The 14,806-nt window shown below is 59.6% G+C and carries 13 protein-coding genes; 7 read left to right on the forward strand and 6 right to left on the reverse strand.

Annotated elements, in window-relative coordinates; all coding sequences use genetic code 11:
• Positions 1 to 328: 328 nt before the first annotated feature.
• Entirely contained in the window at positions 329 to 676 is a 348-nt protein-coding gene (locus tag ACWHYV_RS21010; protein WP_447978448.1) for a hypothetical protein, read from the forward strand.
• Between the two features lie 217 nt (positions 677 to 893).
• Here ACWHYV_RS21010 and ACWHYV_RS21015 read toward each other — a convergent pair whose 3' ends face one another.
• The 4 genes from ACWHYV_RS21015 to ACWHYV_RS21030 all read right to left on the reverse strand — a co-directional run bounded on the left by ACWHYV_RS21015 (position 894) and on the right by ACWHYV_RS21030 (position 5,175).
• Entirely contained in the window at positions 894 to 1,790 is an 897-nt protein-coding gene (locus ACWHYV_RS21015) for an FkbM family methyltransferase (RefSeq protein WP_447978449.1), read from the reverse strand.
• A gap of 255 nt (positions 1,791 to 2,045) precedes the next feature.
• A complete protein-coding gene (locus tag ACWHYV_RS21020; protein WP_447978450.1) occupies positions 2,046 to 2,450 on the reverse strand; it encodes a hypothetical protein in 405 nt (134 codons plus the stop codon).
• 509 nt (positions 2,451 to 2,959) lie between these two features.
• Positions 2,960 to 3,247, reverse strand: coding sequence for a hypothetical protein (locus tag ACWHYV_RS21025; RefSeq protein WP_447978451.1), 288 nt, complete (start codon positions 3,245 to 3,247; stop codon positions 2,960 to 2,962).
• 1,679 nt (positions 3,248 to 4,926) lie between these two features.
• Positions 4,927 to 5,175, reverse strand: coding sequence for a hypothetical protein (locus ACWHYV_RS21030; protein ID WP_447978452.1), 249 nt, complete (start codon positions 5,173 to 5,175; stop codon positions 4,927 to 4,929).
• A 445-nt stretch (positions 5,176 to 5,620) separates the two neighbouring features.
• On the opposite strand from ACWHYV_RS21030, the gene ACWHYV_RS21035 reads away from it, so the two are divergent.
• The gene (locus tag ACWHYV_RS21035) at positions 5,621 to 6,712 is read left to right on the forward strand and encodes an aminotransferase class V-fold PLP-dependent enzyme (RefSeq protein WP_447978453.1); all 1,092 of its coding nucleotides are present in this window, start codon (positions 5,621 to 5,623) and stop codon (positions 6,710 to 6,712) included.
• Positions 6,713 to 6,834: 122 nt separating this feature from the next.
• Here the strand turns inward: ACWHYV_RS21035 and ACWHYV_RS21040 are convergent, their stop codons facing one another.
• The gene (locus ACWHYV_RS21040; protein WP_447978454.1) at positions 6,835 to 8,214 is read right to left on the reverse strand and encodes a sigma 54-interacting transcriptional regulator; all 1,380 of its coding nucleotides are present in this window, start codon (positions 8,212 to 8,214) and stop codon (positions 6,835 to 6,837) included.
• A gap of 114 nt (positions 8,215 to 8,328) precedes the next feature.
• On the reverse strand, positions 8,329 to 8,967 hold the full coding sequence (locus tag ACWHYV_RS21045; RefSeq protein WP_447978455.1) for an SRPBCC family protein: 639 nt from the start codon (positions 8,965 to 8,967) through the stop codon (positions 8,329 to 8,331).
• Positions 8,968 to 9,036: 69 nt separating this feature from the next.
• On the opposite strand from ACWHYV_RS21045, the gene ACWHYV_RS21050 reads away from it, so the two are divergent.
• The 5 genes from ACWHYV_RS21050 (at position 9,037) to ligD (ending at position 14,444) form a co-directional block, all read left to right on the forward strand.
• The gene (locus ACWHYV_RS21050) at positions 9,037 to 9,765 is read left to right on the forward strand and encodes a helix-turn-helix transcriptional regulator (protein ID WP_447978456.1); all 729 of its coding nucleotides are present in this window, start codon (positions 9,037 to 9,039) and stop codon (positions 9,763 to 9,765) included.
• A gap of 591 nt (positions 9,766 to 10,356) precedes the next feature.
• Positions 10,357 to 10,635: a type II toxin-antitoxin system RelE/ParE family toxin gene (locus ACWHYV_RS21055; RefSeq protein WP_447978457.1), complete on the forward strand. Its 279-nt coding sequence runs from the start codon at positions 10,357 to 10,359 to the stop codon at positions 10,633 to 10,635.
• Between the two features lie 12 nt (positions 10,636 to 10,647).
• Positions 10,648 to 10,968 (forward strand): HigA family addiction module antitoxin, encoded by a 321-nt coding sequence (locus ACWHYV_RS21060; RefSeq protein ID WP_447980761.1) that lies wholly within the window; start codon positions 10,648 to 10,650, stop codon positions 10,966 to 10,968.
• A gap of 346 nt (positions 10,969 to 11,314) precedes the next feature.
• Positions 11,315 to 11,932: a hypothetical protein gene (locus ACWHYV_RS21065; protein WP_447978458.1), complete on the forward strand. Its 618-nt coding sequence runs from the start codon at positions 11,315 to 11,317 to the stop codon at positions 11,930 to 11,932.
• Positions 11,933 to 12,446: 514 nt separating this feature from the next.
• Entirely contained in the window at positions 12,447 to 14,444 is a 1,998-nt protein-coding gene (ligD, locus tag ACWHYV_RS21070) for a DNA ligase D (RefSeq protein ID WP_447978459.1), read from the forward strand.
• The last annotated feature ends 362 nt before the right edge of the window (positions 14,445 to 14,806 follow it).

A 14,806-nucleotide genomic window follows, 5' to 3' on the forward strand; every position in this document is an offset into this window, starting at 1 on the left:
CTCTCTCCTTGTTCGTACTATCCCTGGCACAGTCGCCCGCATGGTGCACTGGCGGGAAGTTTGTGCAACTCCTGACATTGAGGCACAGCCGGGGATACCAGGACCGAATAGCCTTCGTTTTCAGCACTGGGGGATCGCGGGCGATGTGGGAGAACGGCGACACGGCCGAGATGGAGGCGGAACGGATTGTGGATTATTGTCTGGGGCTCGAGCGAGACGATGATCTCCTCCACCACTCCTTCGGGTGAAAGACAATCTACCTTTTAGGCAATGACGTGTCCTGTCTTTAACCTGTAGGCTTAGGTTTGACGATGCCGCGGGGGAGTCAATGACACGCATGATCCGAGGGTCGAGGAGGCTTCTGCTGGGCGCCCTCCTTGTCACCCTTGCGGTGTCCCAACCTGTTCCTTCTGTTGCCACGCATGAGGCCTGGATCGACGAATTAGCTGCGGCGGTGCTGTCTTACCGGATGCAGTACCCCAAGGGCAACTGGGCACCGTACATGCAACAACTCGAGATGATTCAAAACCGCGCACGCCAGCAGGATCAGGAGCGTGTGACAGCGGCGCTCGATGCGCTGCTCGCCATGCTGCGTCACGGGGCTTACGGGATTGATAGTCGAGCCGCCCACGCGCTGTACTGGATCACGCTAGGCTTTAGGCCACCCCATTCCTAGACCGCGAAGGGGCTTAAGAAACGAGACAAGCTCGAGCGGCCATCACGGTCTCCGGAGAGGAGGGACACTGTCTTAACAGCAACGTCTCCTTTTGCATGCCAGGTTGCTGTCGAGCCCCACATCGATTGACCGGGTAAGAGCTCTACAATCACGGCCGGTGAAAGCGGGGTGGCTTGGTCATGCCGAAATAGGCAGAGGTTTGCGCATTTTCGTGAGCCTAATGTTGGTTCGGCAGAGACAGCGCGTAAAGATAAAATCTTTCGCCGACCTTGCGAAGTTCGTTAGCGTCCTCTATTGCGACGATATCCTCGTTGTCTATTTGAAGCCACAGCTTGTACTCGTTCATCGCGATCACATCAAAGAGATCCCCTACCGATGTTCCATACCTGGCCAACGCATCGGGATGGTGAATCTCCAAACAGAGCTTCGGCTTGCGTGAAAGGATGGAGCGCGCGCCTCGAAGGACCTCAATTTCATACCCTTCGACATCGACTTTCAGGAGATGTGGGCAAATATGGTATTGGCGGGCATAGCCGTCGAGGGACTCCATCTTGACTTCTATACCGCGATCCACCGACTTCCGCCGGCAATCCTCAGGCCAATAACGCTCCTCCACCTTATTCGGTTTGACAACGGTATTGGACCTATTGGCCACAACAGCCTCTTGTGCACGGGGACCCACGGCAACATTGGCAACGGTGATATTCGTGCAGCCATTCAAGGAAATGTTTCGTCTGATAATTTCGACGTTCTTCGGATTCGGCTCGAATGTGAACACTTTTCCCTGCAAGCCAACCAACCGAGAGAAGATGAGAGCATTCCACCCATGGTGGCCCCCGACATCGAAGACGATGTCGCCCTGGCGAATCAGATGGTATCTGAGAAAGGACAGCTCCTTTTCTGCATAACGCCACCCCGGGTTGTCGTACCACAGTTGCGCAGTGGGGTCTCCGATGTAAAAGTCAAAAGAAACGTCGGCAATTATTTTGTTCCTGATGTAAGGTCGAAAGGTTGCTTCCTTGTACGTTTCTCTTAGGTCAGCAGCAAAGCATCGGAGGTGTTTGACGCCTTGTTTTGCAAACTTCGGCACTATCGCTTTCATGATGCGACGCATTTGAGGCCCTCCGCGTAGCATGTACGGGACACCTTCTTCCCGGCCGATCAGGTGTTTCGAGGATTCGCTGCCTTCTGGGTTCGTCGGCCCTTCTCGGATGGCTCCTTGTCTACTGCATCAAAAGCTGGCCGACGTGAACCGAATCCGTAAGCACGCAGAATGCTGGTCTATCAGCCAAGCTGAAGAACATGATTTGCTCCGAGGGGCAGGCGAGGAAAGCCCGCCCCGCCTCCTGTTGCCTTCTTCACTCGATGCCTATCGGATGTCCTGGTGCCTCTTGGATGGAGCTGACATTTCCGGCGTCTTCGGCACTTCGGGGAGTTTCACCAAGGCCTCGACGTCTCCATCGGAGGTTAATTGCGCGGCAATCGAATCCCCGATTTTCGGTAATTCCTTCAGTTTGCTGTCACCCGTTACCCGTAAATGCACTTCACGACCATTGGCATCTTTGATCCAGTACGATTCTTCAATTCGGGTTATTTGGCCGCTCACACTCTGGCAGGGAGAGTTGGTGGTGCATTTGGCACTGGGCGGGAAAGCAGGGACCACGGTCGGCGTTGAGCTCGGGGTCGATTCTTGAATCCCAAAGGCCGCCAACGGCAGCACGACTATCGCACCGGCAGCCATTAGTAGAGTTATCGGAGTTCTTGTTCTGTTCATGGCTGTACCCTCCTTCGTGCTAATCGCCTGTACACTCATCTTAGGCCTCCTCCCACCCAAACGCCGTAGGAGCGGTGCCCCAATCTCCTGTCCCCTGGATACATCGACGGCTCGCCCCCGTTATCCTTACGAAATCTCCGAGCCCTTTCTTCCATGGCGAATACGAGCACGCACCGTTCGGTGCCGCGTCGGGGGCCGAGGACAGCGGGCGGTGACATGAGCCGATATGGGTGAGCGAACTGCAGAGGGCCGCTTAACAGAAGCAGCCTCGCCAAATAACGGTGGTTATGAGGGCCGTCAGATTCGCTGGATCCGAGCAGAGCAATTGCAGCTGACGAAGCAGGAGCTGGCCGACCCGTTGGGGCTCGTGTCCTTGGAGGTGCGGCGCTATGAGAACGCACGGCATGCAACGGCCGTAACTTGGTCCTCCAGAGGTGTCGTTCGGATGACAAAAAGAAAGGGCAGGCCCGTAGACAGGCCTACCCTTGAAAAGAGGAACTGTCCCTCGGCTAAGACCCAGTTTGTTCCTCGTCCTGCTGAGGTCTCACGTTGAGGATCACCGCTCTCTTGGCCTGATCGTCGAGCTTCAACTCCAACTCATCACCGACGTTGAAGTCGTCAGCCGAGCCTTCGACGAGAAAGACCAGGTGTTCTCCTTCGTCCGTTTCCGTAATGAGGCGGTCCCCGTCGATGTCCACGATCTCGGCTGTGACGGTCTCGCTGTTCTCCGCGTCTTGCGTGGCATCCTGGCGTTCGGCCATGCTCATGCCCGGCTGGAGTGACTCGTCGGAAGGCATGTACGACTCGGCCGCCGCCACTGATCCAGCGCCTAACAGAGTCGCTATTGCCAATGTCGCAAGTTGCTTCCTCATAGTTCCCTCCTTTCAGTTGTCATCGTGGCGTACAGAGCCCTTGCCCCACAATGGAAGCGACGGAGCGACAGCGTAGGAGCCGCCTGGGGAAAGGTTCATCTGCTGACCACGTGTCGCCGTACCGTCTCCGACACTGAACGAATCCCCGTCAAATTCACTGAAGGTCGGCGTGTCAATTCACTCCCTGGCACGCAGCTACGGCGGAGGCGAGCCTCTGACCCCAGAAATGTCTTACGTTCCCCTCACGGTTTGCCGGCATTCCACCTCGCATCGCCTTACTTCGAGATTCAAACTTGGGCCTGTACGCTAAAACTATGACGTGCCCACGCTGCAAGGGATTCATGGTGCTGGACGAGTTAGGATGGTGGCCTCAGGCCTGGCGATGCCTGTCCTGCGGGGAACGCTTGGACCCCCAAATTGTAGCCAATCGACGGCGTCCTGAGCCGGCTCAATCGAAAGGCAAGCCCCGAATCCCAGGTGATTCGTTGAAGAAGCGATCCTAGTGACCGGGGCATCAAGGACGCGGCAGAGCAGGCCATCCGGTTCCTAAGCGACCAGCCGGGGCAACTTGGTTGTTCCGTTATGGGCAGATCGGAAAGGGCGACGCTGTACCGCCAAGCGGTCGTCAAGCGGTCGTTAGGGCGTGCAACCTACCTGGTTTGGCCTTCCTCGCTGTCCTGAACCAACGGCTCATACACCTGCCGGCCAGCCTCCCTGGGAATTGGGCACGTCGGACCGGGGTGTGGACAGCCAGGGAGCAAGGAGCCGCCAATTCAGAAAAAGAGCCGGGAAATTCGGTAGAGGATAAGCGCTGTCTGAACAACCGGGGGTGCGGACATGTCGAAGAAAGAGATAGTGATCGAAGTATGGCACGACGCGGGGCATTGGTCGCTAAAGAAGGCCGATGATCAGTATTGGCACAGAGGGCGGGACGATCATGACTGGAAGCCTGGGTTACCACCCGGCCTGACGCTCGAGGATGCGTGGCACGCTTTCCAGGAAGGCTGAAAGGTTCAGGCCGCCGAGACATTCCATTCGGAAAGCGATACCGGCCCGGAGCTCCTTGATCTGACACCTGCGATTTGATGTGGAGTTCCTGCGAGCACCCGCGAACCCCAAAAGGGACTGATTGCGGGAATGGCAATGAAGGAACTGGCAATCCGCTCCAGTCCCTGTAATCGTCCTGTGGTTTTCGTAGGATACATCTGGCTGTCTTGCTATCCAGAGATTTTGTGGATCGGTTGGGGATAACCGGCCCTTGCAATTTGTCAATTCCGCCCCAGAGCTGCGCGTCACCACTCTGCGCATTCTTTGAGCATTGTGGTTTCAGCCGAAACACCCCAACATCTAGGTCAAGGCCATTTTTGTACACCTCTGACCGGGTTTTTTGAGCCTGCTCTAAGAATGTGCACAAGGTGTGAAGTGCGTATCCCGCCCCTGTAAGACCAACACCGACACGATCCGCGCTCTTTGGGCAGTGGTGATCATGAGTCGTCGTGGGCCTTGTCTCCTGCCCCGGCCTCCGTGCGCCTAGTGGAGTCGCTACACGGCGTCACTGCATTCCGCGACTATCAGGCACTCCACCTTGAGGTGGTCCCGGCGAGCTATTGTGTCGTTGAGTAATGAGACCGATTGTCAGTAAGGCCGTGAAAGCCCTTTATGCGGATCGCGAGATAGAGCGGTTGCGTGCTTTCGGGCAACGTGAGCGTACGTTTTAGGAGCCACGGTCCGCTCGGGAGTTCTCCCCACATGTTCCAGCGCTGCAGTTCATTCGTCTCCTCATTGAGCAGCAGATCGGACGCCGTCTTCTTCCAGGCCCGGACCGCGAGCAGCTTCCTGAGCGTGGCCACCATGGTAACCTCCTTTAGCCGTTAGGAGATCGGACGCGACGACACCCCATACCAAAACGTATGCCCGGCTGAAGCTTTACATTTCGACTTCTTTCCGTGCCTGGTGTCTCTTCTGAGACGTCTCACTGTTCCACTTGGGACGGCCTGAGATTAGGGCAGCCAACGTAAGTTGATAATCGTAGAACCGAGGAACGTCTTGTCGATATCTGCCCTACGGACTTCAGTCGTACATTCCCGCATAGGCATAATCGGCACAGCGGGTAAAATCTGTCTCACCCGCTCTCGGTGCTCGCGGATCTGGAGGTGCAGGTGGCCGAAGTCCACTTGCGCGAACTCACCGGGGCGAATCGCCCGCCGAACCTGCATCCCGATTCTTGTTGCTTCGGGGCTCGTGCTCGAAGGACACTTCGGGACGTGGCGGACTGAAGCAGTATCGGACGACGTTTGAATGCTCTACTTCAACTACGCAGGCCTGTCGCCGACCAACGCCGAAGTCCTCGAAGACATTCGCCGGACCAATACCGAATTCAGCACGGTGCTATTTTCTGAAGCCGGCGTCGCCTGGTATCGCTCCAAGGTTCGGCAGTGTCGCCTCCGCGTCGCGGAGCTTCTCGGGCTGGACCCGGACGTCGAGCACATCCGTTTTGTCCCGAATGCCACCACGGCCTACCGTCTGTTCTTGTCCTATCTTGAGTTCGCTCCCGGTGATGTCGTCATCGCCTCCGATCAGGAGCATCCATCAATCGCCCGGGCCATGTGCCGGCTCCGCCACAACGGCGTGGAGCTACGGCGCCTGAAGGCTGATTCGGAGGAGGCGCTTTGCGAGGGGCTCAAGCGGTTTTGCCAAGACGGCCGGGTTCGGCTGATCACGTTCAGCCATGTCGCGTATACCGATGGCAGGACTCTCCCGGTCAGGCAGATCTGCGAGATCGCACGTGACACGAACGCGATCGTTGCCCTCGATGGGGCGCAGGCGGTCGGCCAGATTCCCGTCGATGTAGGAGCGGCCGGCCCGGATTGCTATTTCTTCTCCGGCCACAAGTGGTGCGCCGGCCCGATGGGGACCGGCGCGCTCATCATCACAAGGACCTTTCTCGAGCGCTCACCCTCTATACAGCAGGAGCTGCTCGAAGTCGGCAGCCCCGAGAAATACTTTGACTTCGGCACCCAGGCAATCGGCCTCATAGCCGGCTTCGCCAAGGCGTGTGCGATACAAAGCAACCAGCGCGACACCGTGGCCAAGCTGGAAAGGCTTCGGTCTCTCTTGAGTGAGGAGTTGTCTGACCTGAAGGAGGCGGAGTTACTCGAATGGAACGGCCCACATGCCCCGGGGATCCTGTCGCTCCGGGTCCTCAAGCCCCATCTCTCGGTCGACGGAATTGTCACCCACCTGTTCGAACGATACGGGATTGCGCTCAAGCCGCCCACAGCGCCGGAAGAGCGTCAACTGATCAGAATCTCCTGGTCTGGCGAGACAAATCCGGACGACATTCGGTGGATGTCTGAAAAGCTCAAGAGCACCATACGCGGATTGCAGTAGGTCGTCCTTGGACCAATTCACCGGCATGCGTTCGCCACTCCTGAGGAAAAGAGCTCGCCACTGGCCCCCATGAGAGTCGGCTGCTCCCGCCCGTCACCGAACCCGTTGTGCTCGCTCAGCCCTCAGAGCGTGGCTTGGGGCCGTGTGATACCGAGAGCCTTGATGCGCGAGGCCAGCGTGGTCGGCTTCATCCCCAACAGGGCCGCGGCCCCGTCAGCGCCGAAGATCTTGCCCTTCGTGAGCCGCAACGCTCGAGAGATACTCTCTCGTTCCTGGCGCCTCAGATCCTCCCGTGTGACGAGTCGTGACGTCGGAGGCAGATCCGGCGCCGACACGCTGGGTTCGTGCCGCTGCGGGGGCTGGAGGTGAACGCGCAGGGGGCCGCCTTGGGAAAGGATGACCGCCCGCTCCACGGCGTTCTGAAGTTCGCGGACGTTCCCGGGCCAGTCGTGGGCGGCAAGCTGGGCGAGCACCGCCCGCGGCACTCGTGGAGCCGGCCGATTCATCCGTCGGGCACTCTGCGCGATGAAGTGCAGCGCGAGCGGTGGAATGTCTTCGCGCCGTTCGCGCAGCGGTGGAATGTGGACGGGGAAGACGCTCAGCCGATAGTAGAGATCTTGCCGGAAGCGGCCGGCTTCCACTTCGCGTTTGAGGTCGCGATTGGTCGCGGCGACGATCCGGACATCCACCGTGCGCGTGCGTGTCTCCCCCACACGCTCGACCTCGCCTTCCTGGAGCACACGCAGCAGTTTTGCCTGCATCGAAAGCGGCACCTCTCCGATTTCATCGAGAAAGAGCGTGCCGCGGTCGGCCAGCTCGAAGCGGCCGGTGCGATCGGCGATGGCGCCGGTGAAGGCGCCCTTGACGTGGCCGAAGAATTCACTCTCGAAGAGAGCGTCCGGCACGGCGCTGCAGTTCACCTTGATGAGAGCCCGGCCCTTGCGGGGACTCCCGTCGTGGATCGCGCGCGCCACCAGCTCCTTGCCGGTGCCGCTCTCGCCGGTAATGAGCACGGCGGCGGCGGTCGGCGCAACGAGTTGGATTTGGCGGAGCACGTTTTGGAGCGCCTGGCTTTCGCCCACGAATTCCCCCATCCCGAGCGCGGCGGTGACCTCTTCTCGTAGATAGAGGTTTTCCTCCTCCAGGCGAGCGCGAAGGACATGAATTTCCTCAAGGGCCCTGGCATTGGCGATGCTCACCGCCGCGTAGTCGGCGAACATGCGCAACCATTCGAAGGCTTCTTCATTGAGCAGGCTCCGGTCGAAGAGAGCCAGCACGCCGAGGATCTCATCCCGAAAAATCAAGGGCTGCGCCGCGAACGTCCGGACTCCCTCGCGCGCGAGCCACGCCCGATCGGCGATCCACTCCTCATCCCCCTGAAGCCCCGCCAGCCACAGCGATTCACCGGTTTCCGCGACGCGTCCGATCTTTCGCTGGCCGATCGGAAACCGGTGAAAACTCCCGTCGAGTCGGCGGTAGTCGGTCTGTGCATCACGCGGCACGCCGCTGCTCGCGGCGAGGTGTAACCACCGGGTGGTATCGGAAAGACCCTCCCGTTTTCGACAGATCTCACAGGCTGCGTTCGGCATCGGCCCACGCGACTGTTCGGAGGGTGATCAGCGGTCAACATACCGAGTGACGATCGCGCCGCCGAAACGCCGGCGGAGGTGTTCACCGATGTCCATGAGGGCTTGGTCGTAGTCCGCTCTCCTGCTGTCAAGGTCTTCGGCATCGTAATACTCATCCCACGTCAGGATCGTGCCCTCCTCCGACGGCTCCATGGTCAGAAGATTGAGATCGTTTGAGAGGCCGAAAGCGTTGCCCTCCTCGCCGCTCGAGGCGTAGCCGCGGTTCGGCTCATACCAACGGATCACCTCACGGTGTGAGATCCCATCTCCGTTGTTTTCTCCCGGCTTGAAGTGGCACACGTACTCCGTGAGCGCACCGCTTGCATCGTGCGTAGCTACCACCTTCTCAAGCCCGGAGCTGTACTCGGGCAATCGTGAGACATCGCCGATGAGAGCCCACACCTCGGAGACGGGAGCCTTCAGCTCGACGCGCATACGGTTCCGCAGGGGCGCGGTGGTAAAAGAACTGGCCGGTGGGACTATCTTGTTTGCGACCTTCATAGCGTGACCCTCCTTGATTGTGCTGTTTATGGATAAGTCCGGACCTGTTCCGGCACACGAGCCGGTGACCGCCGTTGCAAGGACCACGATCAGCGCTCGACGCGACGACACCTTGCAGGGAATCATGTGACGCCTCCTTTCTGCCGTTAACCGTATTGCGAATATATGTGGATCGATGACAGAATCTGTCACCAAATGGCGAGAGCCGAGCGTTTGATGGAGTTGGCGGATCGGTTGCGCGCCTGCGCCGAAACCACCGTGGGAGCACTCGCGGCAGAGTTGGGGGTCAGCTCGCGTACCGTGCTGCGCGATTTGGCGGCGCTACGCCAGCGCGGCCTGCCGATCGTCGGCGATGCGGGTCCGGGCGGAGGCATACGCTTGGATGGTTCGCGTGGAGTGACGGCGGTCCATATGTCGGTGACCGAGGTGACGGCCATCTGGCTCGCGGCTCGATTGTCCCGCGAGGGAAGCGATCTCCCCTGGAGCCGGGCGGCGAGTTCGGGGCTCGCTAAACTCCTGAGCAGTCTGCCGGGTCACAGAGCCGGTGCGCTTCGGGAGCTGTGCCGCCGGGTCATCGTGGGCCCTCCCGCGGGTGCGGAGATACGATCATCAGCCGGCAGGCCGCCGCGCGAGCTATTGGATGTGTTCGAGGAGGGCTTTACGAACGGCATCGGGCTGCGGTTTCGGTACACGGACCGGTTCGGGAACAAGTCCGTGCGCCGCATCGAGCCTCACGGCCTGCTGGTCGAAACTCCGGTGTGGTATATCCTCGCCCGCGACGTCGACAAGCAGGAACCGCGGACGTTTCGAATGGATCGCATCACGCACCCGACTCTTGCTCCGCAGATCCGCTTCACCCCCGACCTTCGGTTGATCCAAGCCCAAGTTCCCGAGCCGGAGAAGCGGCGCCCTCTGGTGGAATAGCGCAAGCGGTTGATGTCACGTTGCTCCTCTTTGTCGGTCACGACGCCACGACGACTCACTGCATGGATCCGCATCCAGAATCATTGCCCATTGAAGGAGCGCGGGAGACAAAGCTTTCGTCGGCTTTCTCCTGCCGAGCTATCTGCCTTTAAAGGGCCTCCCTCTTCAGGTGAATCACTAAGGCGCGTCTGTCGGAGCGAGAGGTGGCAGTGGTGAGTGGATCTCCACTTACACACCCACAGGTTCACAACGGTTCTGTGTCCTCGCTGAGGATCTGCAAATAGCGATGATAGGCGAACAATCTGTTCCGCTGTCGGCCGGTGTATTCACGAACAATGCCCATTCAAGCAACGCCATCCCGTCTGTTGCCGCCGGGAATGACAGTCCTGTGCGTCGGCCTATGTCTGAGAGGGAAAGGATCGGTCGTTCGCGAAGGGCTGATTGGACGCGAAGCGCCGATCCCGCAGGGCGCTTCTTTTCGGGCATAGGCGTAGAGAAAGAGATGCGCGTCCGGGCAGTAATGAGGACTTTTAGCACACGTCAAGCACATACGCTTTACGTCAAGCGTAAAATCATGCTAGGCTGTGAACCGTGATTCGAGGGTTTCGGGACAAGAAGACGGAGCTATTGTTTGCGGGAGAGAACGTCAAAGAGTTCTCAGGCTTTCGGAAAGTCGCCGAACGAAAGCTGACCATGCTCGACAGCGCTTCCGATCTCAAAGACCTCTTGGCCTCAGCCGGCAATCGGTTGGAGAAGCTGAAAGGCACTCGCGCAGGTCAGCACAGTATCAGAATCAATGATCAGTGGCGGATCTGTTTCGTCTGGATGGCTGACGGACCCCATGACGTCGAGATCACGGATTATCACTGAATGGAGACGATGATGATCAACAATGGAATGCGCCCGGTACACCCGGGAGAAGTTCTCTTAGAGGAGTTCATGAAGCCGGCAGATCCCCCCATTAACGCCAACATGCTGGCCAAGGCCCTCGACGTGCCGGCGAATCGGATCACGGCGATTATCAAAGGGCAGCGTAGCATCACGGGCGATACTGCGGTTCGCCTGGCTGCCTTTTTCAACACCACCGCTGAATTCTGGATGAATCTGCAGAAAACGTACGAACTCCGACTCGCAGAAAAAGCCCTGCCGGGGAAGGTCAAGAAGCATATCGAAGAACATCGGCATCTCCTCGTTTCGGGGTAACACGGGGATTCCCCTCACGTGGATGCGATACCAGCTTGGCGCACTGGACCATGGGGGCATTGTCGAGAATCTTCACCTGATTGGTCCGATGCCTGCGTACTAAGCACGACAAACGCGCCGCTGGCATAGCCATCCACGCTGGCGCGCAACGCGCAACATGCGGGCGACTTGGGTCGATGCCGAAGCTGATCCCAAGCGGAACTGCCAATCACCCGGTCCCCACGCCCACTGACGGGATCAGATACCCAGTTTGGCGCGCACTGGATCAACACCAAATACCGGCAGAGATCCAGTACGTGCTGCCCTTTCCCGCCGAAGCGGTCCGCACGATCGGTGATGAGGCGCGATGGATATTCCAGAGTCGGTTGGCACACGGCAAGGATTCCGTTTTGTCCCGCTTGAGGAAACCGAGGCGGCCGCCGAGCTCGGTCTGGAGACAGGCATGCTGCCGACTCCCGAGCAGGTTGTCCACCTTCGCCAAAAGCTGCAGGCCGATTTCGTCGTTGTGGTCACGATCGAAGACTATGGCAAGGTCCGCTGGCAATGGCTGCTGGGCGGAATGCTGATTGATATGACGGCCGAAAGCCTAGTGATCGGCTTGGCGACGGCGTGGAACCCCGTTGCTATCTTGACCAATTTTGGGTTTGAGCTGCTTACCAGCACACCGGTCTGGTTTGGCGGCGGGTACGTATTCGACGTCGCATTCCGCCCCGTACGCGTGCAGGCCCGAGCCTACGAGACGCTTCAGGGGTATCCGGTCTGGCAGGCCACGGAAGCAGCGATCTATGCCTGGGGAAAGCTCAAGCAGCTGCCGAAGACGGAACGGAACAAAAAGGAACGTACCGTTCCGAACCCAGCTCTTACCAGTCAGTATCTCGTCGAGAGACCGGCGCGCAGCCACCCCCTGACCCGCGGGCAGTCGCTTCTCTATTCAGTGTCGCTGAATAGAAGAGTAGATTATTAAGTGATAGGGCATCAACGCTTAATAGCCATACATTCCGACCACTTGCCAGAGCCCTGCCCAACAGGAACCCGTCGGCGATCTCCTCCTAGCGGTAGCGGCCTGGTCTCGATCTCGTCCCAAGGAAACAGTGGCTCCATCAGGGGGGTTACAGGTCTCTTCGCGCAGTTGCTTCAGCCTGTTCTTGATGGTCCCCTGGAAGAGGGCCACCGGATTCCATCCTGAAGGAGAGGAGCCGCCTTCGACTGCAAGGACCCGCAGTCAGAGAAGGGGCCAGCCGAGTCCGCGTGCGCACCGATCCTTCATCGACCAGCGAACGCGGGTAAAACCGGGGTCGCCAGCTTCGGTAGGACCAGCCCGATGTGCCGATGAGAATCGCAGCCACCTCTCAGCATATCCGATCACCACACCGCACGTCTCGCTCGGGGCCGTGCTTCGAGCCGACGCGATACAATGACCTATGGCCCGCCTCCCGTCAGCTCGATCGCTCCCGGTCCCGCCAGAGCAAGTCCTCCTCATGAGTGCGGTACCTGACTCGTTCCCACTCCAACACCCAGACCTGGCCTATGAACCGAAATACGACGGCATCCGGGTCAAGATATTGGTGCTCCCTGGGACCGGCCCGGGAGGCGCGCGCATTTGGTCTCGGCACGGCACTCTGATGACACACCACTTCCCCGATCTGAGTGAAGAGCTCGACCGGCTCCGGCGCACGCTGTCGGCCCCTATCGTGACCGATGGGGAAATTGTGGCAGTCGACAAAGAGGGGAGGCCGGGCGTCTTTCAGGATCTGCAAGGCCGGATCGGGCTGCTCGATCCTCGGCCGAGCGATCTCAGTCGCATGCCCGTCGCGCTGATCGTCTTCGACCTTCTCCTCGAGGACGGAGCGGACCTTCGGCCATTCCCGTTGAGAAAGCGGCGCGAGCGGCTCGAACGTGTCGTTGGCGTCTTCCGCTCGCAACGGCTTCAGCTTAGCCAACTCGTGAAAGGAGATGGGCGGCGACTCTACGAGGAAGCAGTGAACCGCGGCTGGGAAGGGATTGTGAGCAAGCGGCTCGACTCGCCCTATCGCAGTGGCAAGCGACATCCCGACTGGCGGAAATGGAAGTTCGAACTCGAGCAAGAGTTCGTGGTCGGCGGCTGGACCGAGAGTGAGAACCGGCCCTTCAGAGCCCTCTTGCTGGGCGTCTACACGGAGGACGGACGGTTGGACTATGTCGGACGCATGGGAAAAGCGTTTTCTGAAGCGGACCTCCGAGCACTGAGCCGCCGGCTTCGGGAGCTCGAAACACCGCGTTGTCCGTTCTGGAACAGGCCCGAGCCGGACGCCGCTCCGCACTGGGTGAAACCTGCGATGGTCATCGAAGCGAAATTCAATGCATGGACGCGGGGCGGCAAACTGAGAGAGGCCACCTACCTAGGCCTTCGCCCCGACGTGGACCCCACGTCGGTCCGGCGAGAGCCGGTTGTTTCGGCGCAACCGCGCCACACTGACACGAAGAAGCACGGCCTGATAGCTCCGGCGCGGCCGATGGGCGGGCGTCCTGAACCAAGAGAGGAGAGCACTCTTCTCACACAACTGGATGACATGCTCTCGGGTGGCGGGAAGGGAACGCTGACCTTTGCCGATGGGGTCACGCTCGCGGTCGATGGACTGCACAGGCCGGTATGGCCTCGCCTCCAGATCACCAAGGGCGACCTCATGCGCTACTACATCACGATCGCGCCATACCTGCTCCCGGCCATCGCCGATCGTCCGTTGACGTACCGGCCGTTCCCGCATGGAGCCGAGGCTCGGCCGGATCGCTATCATCAACGCGTGAAGCGCGACGTGCCGCCCGGCGTGCGGGTGGAGGCCTTCCGCGGGAGCGAGAGGGAATACGAGCCCCGGTTCATCGGCGGGTCGCTCGCCACCCTCCTGTACCTTGTCCAGATCGATGTGATTTCCGTGGATGCCTGGCTCTCCCGCGTGAGTTCGCCCGATCATCCGGACCTGGCAGTCCTCGATTTAGACCCGATGGCGGGCATCCCGTTTGAACAGGTGTGCGAGGTGGCCGGCTGGGTTCATGAGGAACTCACAGCCTTCAAGATCCCGGGCTTCCTCAAAACGTCAGGCGCCACGGGCCTCCACGTCTATATTCCCCTGGCGCCACGGACGACCTGGCGTGAATCATGGCAGTTTTGCCAACTCTTGGCGAAGCTCGTGACGCAAAAGCACGCGCGGTACGCGACGGTGGAACGGTCGATCCAAGGTCGCGGCGGCAAGGTCTATCTCGACTATCTCCAGAATCTTCCGGGCAAGACGATGGCGGCAGCGTACAGTGCCCGGGCCAACGCCTTCGCCGGGGTCTCGGCCCCGTTGCGCTGGAAGGAATTAGCAAGAGGCGTTCGACCTGAAGATGTCACGATGACGACGGTTGGCAATCGTGTGAAGCAGGTAGGCGACCTCTGGGAGGAACTCCGCGCAACCACCGGGGTGGATCTCCACGCGCGCGCTCATCAGAAAGTGAGCTAGTCTCGGCTTTCGACGTATCAGCACGCACGGGGGCATACTTGAGCTTGGCCAAATACCCCGGATACTCCTCGGCGGCTTGCTTCGCGATTGGGAAGCAGGGACAAGAGCATCGTTGGAGGGTTTTCCGGTCGGCAATCGTTACGTTGTTATGACTTCGCTGCACGATGCGCCGTCACTCAAACGTCGTCAGCACCTCATCGATGATTGTGGGATTGGCGCCCACGTGGCGCCGCCATGAACTCGCTGGAAAACGGAAAGGCTTTGATGTCGGTTCTGATACAAGAACCACGACAGCTTTTGGAATGGCTTCTGCGAATTGGCCGGATAACGAATGAAGATGACTCCCCCGGATTGGCCCGAAT

It is taken from the genome of Candidatus Nitrospira bockiana (assembly GCF_965152565.1).

Excerpts from the sequence above, each read along its gene's own strand:
- ACWHYV_RS21010 (WP_447978448.1), top strand. The coding sequence starts at position 329 with ATGACACGCATGATCCGAGGGTCGAGGAGGCTTCTGCTGGGCGCCCTC.
- ACWHYV_RS21015 (WP_447978449.1), bottom strand. The coding sequence starts at position 1,790 with ATGCGTCGCATCATGAAAGCGATAGTGCCGAAGTTTGCAAAACAAGGC.
- ACWHYV_RS21020 (WP_447978450.1), bottom strand. The coding sequence starts at position 2,450 with ATGAACAGAACAAGAACTCCGATAACTCTACTAATGGCTGCCGGTGCG.
- ACWHYV_RS21025 (WP_447978451.1), bottom strand. The coding sequence starts at position 3,247 with ATGCCTTCCGACGAGTCACTCCAGCCGGGCATGAGCATGGCCGAACGC.
- ACWHYV_RS21030 (WP_447978452.1), bottom strand. The coding sequence starts at position 5,175 with ATGGTGGCCACGCTCAGGAAGCTGCTCGCGGTCCGGGCCTGGAAGAAG.
- ACWHYV_RS21035 (WP_447978453.1), top strand. The coding sequence starts at position 5,621 with ATGCTCTACTTCAACTACGCAGGCCTGTCGCCGACCAACGCCGAAGTC.
- ACWHYV_RS21045 (WP_447978455.1), bottom strand. The coding sequence starts at position 8,967 with ATGATTCCCTGCAAGGTGTCGTCGCGTCGAGCGCTGATCGTGGTCCTT.
- ACWHYV_RS21050 (WP_447978456.1), top strand. The coding sequence starts at position 9,037 with ATGGCGAGAGCCGAGCGTTTGATGGAGTTGGCGGATCGGTTGCGCGCC.
- ACWHYV_RS21060 (WP_447980761.1), top strand. The coding sequence starts at position 10,648 with ATGATCAACAATGGAATGCGCCCGGTACACCCGGGAGAAGTTCTCTTA.
- ACWHYV_RS21065 (WP_447978458.1), top strand. The coding sequence starts at position 11,315 with ATGGATATTCCAGAGTCGGTTGGCACACGGCAAGGATTCCGTTTTGTC.
- ligD (WP_447978459.1), top strand. The coding sequence starts at position 12,447 with ATGAGTGCGGTACCTGACTCGTTCCCACTCCAACACCCAGACCTGGCC.